Below are 4,485 nucleotides of genomic sequence, written 5' to 3' on the forward strand. Positions count from 1 at the left end.
CTGCTCGCGATAGCGGTCTATCAGTCACATCTCCTTGGCTGACAGACCGCTATCGCGAGCAGGCTCACTCCTACAGGGTTGCGTGTTTCGTTCAGCTGAGGTTCAGCTAAATGTCAATGAATGCCATTTGGGAATGAGTGTCATTATGTTACAACTTAGCCACCTAACTAAATTGCTGTGGCTACCAAATGCTCGTTCCCTTTTTGATCATGTTGCGCGAAGGCATCGAGGCCGCGCTCATCGTCGGCATCATTGCCAGTTACCTGCAACAGACCGGCCGCGGTCAGTGGATGCCCGCCGTATGGATCGGCGTTTTCCTCGCTGCCGCCCTCGCCCTGCTGGTCGGTGGTGGCCTGGAACTGGTCAGTGCCGAATTCCCGCAGAAGCAGCAGGAGCTGTTCGAAGGCGTGGTTGGCCTGGTCGCGGTGGGCATTCTCAGTTCGATGGTGTTCTGGATGCGCAAGGTCGCGCGGTCGATCAAGCATTCGCTGCAAGCCTCACTGGACCAGGCGCTGACGGCGTCCCGGCATCAGGTGATTGCGCTGATTGCCATGGTCTTTTTCGCTGTCGCTCGCGAAGGCCTGGAAACAGTGTTTTTCCTGCTTGCGGTGTTCCAGCAGAGCGAGGGCCCGGGCGCGCCGATTGGCGCCCTGCTCGGCCTGATCCTGGCGGTGATCGTCGGTTTCCTGATCTACAGCGGCAGCATGCGCCTGAATCTGTCGGCGTTCTTCAAGTGGACCGGTTTGTTCATCCTCGTGGTCGCCGCCGGGATCCTCGCCAACTCGGTGCAGGCGCTGCATGAAGCCGGGTTGTGGAATCACCTGCAAACGGTGCTGTTCGACGTCAGCGCGACGCTGCCGATGGACGGCCCGCTGGGCTCGGTGCTGGCCGGCATGTTCGGTTATCAGGATGCGCCGACCGTCAGCACCCTCGGCGCTTACCTGATTTATCTGCTGCTGGCGCTGGTGATGTTTTTTATGCCCGCGCCGCGCCAAGCGCCGTCAACGACTTCCGTTTCCAGCCAATAAGGCCACCCATGTCTGACAATCAAATCCCTCAGGCCTCGCCGCCCCGCGCCTTGCGTTGGGCGCTGGCCGGCTCGGTAGTGCTGATGATCGGCGCCGGCGGGCTGTTCTGGTACGCCTCGAACATGGCCGCCGCCAAGCGTCAGCACAACCACGACGAAATCGTCGTCAACATCCACCCGCACAGTTGCGAGCCGAATTCGCTGACCGTGCCGGCCGGCCGCGCCAGTTTCCGCATCGTCAACCGCTCCGAGCGTGCGGTCGAGTGGGAAATTCTCGACGGTGTGCTGGTGGTCGAAGAACGGGAAAACATCGCGCCAGGGCTGAGCCAGGTGATCAACGCCAACCTGCAACCGGGCGACTACGCGATCACCTGCGGCTTGCTCAGTAACCCGCGCGGCACTTTGCACGTGACGCCGACGGCCGCTTCCGACGCCGCCGCCAAGGCCAAACCGTCGATGGTGGCGTTCGTCGGGCCGTTGTCGGAATTTCGCGTGTATCTGGCCGTTCAGGGCAGTGCCTTGATCAAAGCGGTGACAGCCCTGGATCAGGCTATAACCAGTGGCGATCTTGCTGAGGCGCAAGCCGCGTACCTGCCGGCGCGTGCTGCTTATCAGCGTCTGGCGCCGGCGGCGCAGCGTCTGGCCGAGCTGGACAATCACATCAATGCCCGCGCCGATTATTTCGAAAAGCGCGAGCAGGATCCGGGCTTTGTCGGTTTCCACCGACTCGAATATGCCCTGTTCCAGCAGCGCACACTCGACGACGTTGCGCCGATTGCCCAGCGCCTGCTCGCTGACGTCACCACGCTCAAGCAGCAGTTGCTCGCGCAGTCGCTGCCGCCGGAGCAACTGGTGAGCATCGTCATGCGCAACCTCAACAGCCTCGCCGACGTGCGTGCTGGGAGCGGCGAAGAAGAACGCTACAGCCATAGCGATCTCAACGGTTTCGCCGCCAACGGGCAAACCGCGCACAAAGTCGTCGACCTGTTGCGGCCGATGCTGAGCAAATCCGCGGCAGACGTGTTGGCGAAAGTCGACCAGGCGTTGGGCGACTTTGACAGCCAGCTCGACGCACTGAAATCCGCCGACGGCTACGTCAGTTACGACGCCGTGACCGCCGCGCAACGCCAGCAGATCGCCGCCAAAGCCAAGGCTCTGGCCACGGCACTGGATGGCATCGACCCCGCCCTCGGCCTTTCCGGCCTGTAAGCAGAAGACCACCCGATGAACGATTCAGAACCTCTCAACCTGCAACGGCGCCGCGTGCTGATGGGCATGGGCGCCGCCGGTGTCGCCCTCGCCGGATCAGCCCTGAGCTGCCCGGCCATGGCCGCAGCGCCCGTGCAAGTCACCGAAGCGCCGAGCAGCGACAAGACCGAAGACCACCACGATTTCCACGGCGTGCACCAGACCGGCATCGTCACCCCGCGCCCGGCCTCGGGCATGCTGGTGGCGTTCGATGTGCTGGCGACCGATCGCGAAGATCTCGAGCGACTGTTCCGCACACTGAACGAACGCATCGCGTTTTTGATGAAGGGCGGCCCGGTGGCGCAGATTGATCCGAAACTGCCGCCGCCGGATTCCGGCATCCTCGGCCCGGTGGTCAGCCCGGACAACCTGACCATCACTGTGTCCGTCGGTGATTCGCTGTTCGACGAGCGCTTCGGTCTGGCAGCGGCCAAACCCAAGCGCCTGCAACGCATGGTCGGTTTCCCCAACGATGCGCTGGATGCCGATTGCTGTCATGGCGACCTGAGCCTGCAGTTCTGCGCCAACACCGCCGACACCAACATTCACGCCCTGCGCGACATCGTCAAGAACCTCCCCGATCTGCTGCTGGTGCGCTGGAAACAGGAAGGCAGCGTACCGCCGCAAGCCCCGGCCAAACCCGGCGTACCGGCGCAGTCGGCGCGCAACTTCCTGGGTTTTCGCGATGGCTCGGCCAACCCCGATTCCAACGACGCCAAGGCCATGGACCGCATCGTCTGGGTGCAACCGGGCAGTGATGAGCCAGCGTGGGCTGCCCATGGCAGTTATCAAGCGGTGCGCATCATCCGCAACTTTGTCGAACGCTGGGATCGCACGCCTTTGCAGGAGCAGGAAAGCATTCTCGGCCGGGTCAAGAGCAGCGGCGCGCCCATCGGTGGCCACACGGAAAGCGAAGTGCCGGATTACAGCAAGGATCCCGCCGGCAAGCTGACCAGACTCGACGCGCACATTCGGCTGGCCAATCCGCGCACCGCCGCGACCCAGGCCAACCTGATCCTGCGCCGGCCGTTCAACTATTCCAACGGCGTCAACAAGAACGGTCAGCTCGACATGGGCCTGCTGTTCATCTGCTACCAGGCCGACCTGGAACAAGGCTTTATTACCGTGCAGACCCGCCTCAACGGCGAACCGCTCGAGGAATACCTCAAACCGGTCGGCGGCGGTTACTTCTTCACCCTGCCCGGCGTTACCGGCGATGACGACTTCATCGGTCGCTCGTTACTGGCTGCCACATCCCACAACAAAACCGCATGACACCCAACCGACACTGGAGCCGCTCCATGAAAAAGACGCCACTCGCGTTATTGCTGACCCTTGGTTTGCTCAACACCCCGCTGTCGGCGTTCGCCGCGACTGCGCCGCTGGATCTGGTGGGGCCGGTGTCGGACTACAAGATTTACGTCACCGAGAAGCTCGATGAGCTGGCCAGCCACACTCAGCAGTTCACCGACGCGGTGAAGAAAGGCGATCTCGCCACCGCGCAGAAGCTCTACGCGCCGACGCGGGTTTATTACGAGTCGATAGAGCCGATTGCAGAACTGTTCAGCGATCTCGATGCGTCCATCGACTCGCGGGTCGATGATCACGAGAAAGGTGTGAAGGCTGAAGATTTCACCGGTTTCCACCGGATCGAATATTCGCTGTTCGCGGAGAAATCCACCCAGGGTCTGGATGCACTGGCCGACGGTTTGAACAAGGACGTGCAGGACTTGCAAACCCGTGTCGCCGGCCTGACCTTCCCGCCGGAGAAAGTCGTCGGTGGCGCTGCTGCGCTACTGGAAGAAGTCGCGGCGACGAAGATTTCCGGCGAGGAAGATCGCTACAGCCACACTGACCTGTACGACTTCCAGGGCAATATCGACGGCGCGAAGAAGATCGTCGATCTGTTCCGTTCGCAGGTCGAACAGCAGGACAAGGCATTTGTAGCGAAAGTCGACAAGAACTTCGCCACGGTCGACAAGATCCTCGCCAAGTACAAGACCGCGGATGGCGGCTTTGAAACCTACGACAAGGTAAAGGACAACGACCGCAAGGCGCTGGTCGGGCCGGTGAATACATTGGCGGAGGATTTGTCGATGATGCGCGGGAAGCTGGGTCTGAACTGAATCTTCAGCGCCTGTCAGGGCCCTATCGCGAGCAGGCTCACTCCTACAATTGGAATGCGTTCCCCTGTAGGAGTGAGCCTGCTC

Annotated in this window: 4 protein-coding genes; all 4 read left to right on the forward strand. The window is 61.8% G+C overall.

Annotation, left to right across the window (positions count from 1 at the left end):
* Positions 1–188: 188 nt before the first annotated feature.
* From efeU to efeO (DCO47_RS25815), 4 genes are read left to right on the forward strand one after another with little or no spacing between them, the layout of a single operon-like run.
* Positions 189–1,028: an iron uptake transporter permease EfeU gene (gene efeU, locus DCO47_RS25800; protein ID WP_116659213.1), complete on the forward strand. Its 840-nt coding sequence runs from the start codon at positions 189–191 to the stop codon at positions 1,026–1,028.
* Between the two features lie 8 nt (positions 1,029–1,036).
* Positions 1,037–2,236: an iron uptake system protein EfeO gene (efeO, locus tag DCO47_RS25805; protein ID WP_116659214.1), complete on the forward strand. Its 1,200-nt coding sequence runs from the start codon at positions 1,037–1,039 to the stop codon at positions 2,234–2,236.
* Between the two features lie 15 nt (positions 2,237–2,251).
* Complete coding sequence (gene efeB, locus DCO47_RS25810) at positions 2,252–3,550, forward strand: iron uptake transporter deferrochelatase/peroxidase subunit (RefSeq protein ID WP_116659215.1); 1,299 nt, start codon at positions 2,252–2,254, stop codon at positions 3,548–3,550.
* Positions 3,551–3,576: 26 nt separating this feature from the next.
* Positions 3,577–4,401: an iron uptake system protein EfeO gene (efeO, locus tag DCO47_RS25815; RefSeq protein ID WP_083352772.1), complete on the forward strand. Its 825-nt coding sequence runs from the start codon at positions 3,577–3,579 to the stop codon at positions 4,399–4,401.
* The last annotated feature ends 84 nt before the right edge of the window (positions 4,402–4,485 follow it).

The sequence above is a fragment of the Pseudomonas sp. NDM genome (genome assembly GCF_003105095.1).
Classification (GTDB): Bacteria; Pseudomonadota; Gammaproteobacteria; order Pseudomonadales; family Pseudomonadaceae; genus Aquipseudomonas; species Aquipseudomonas moraviensis_A.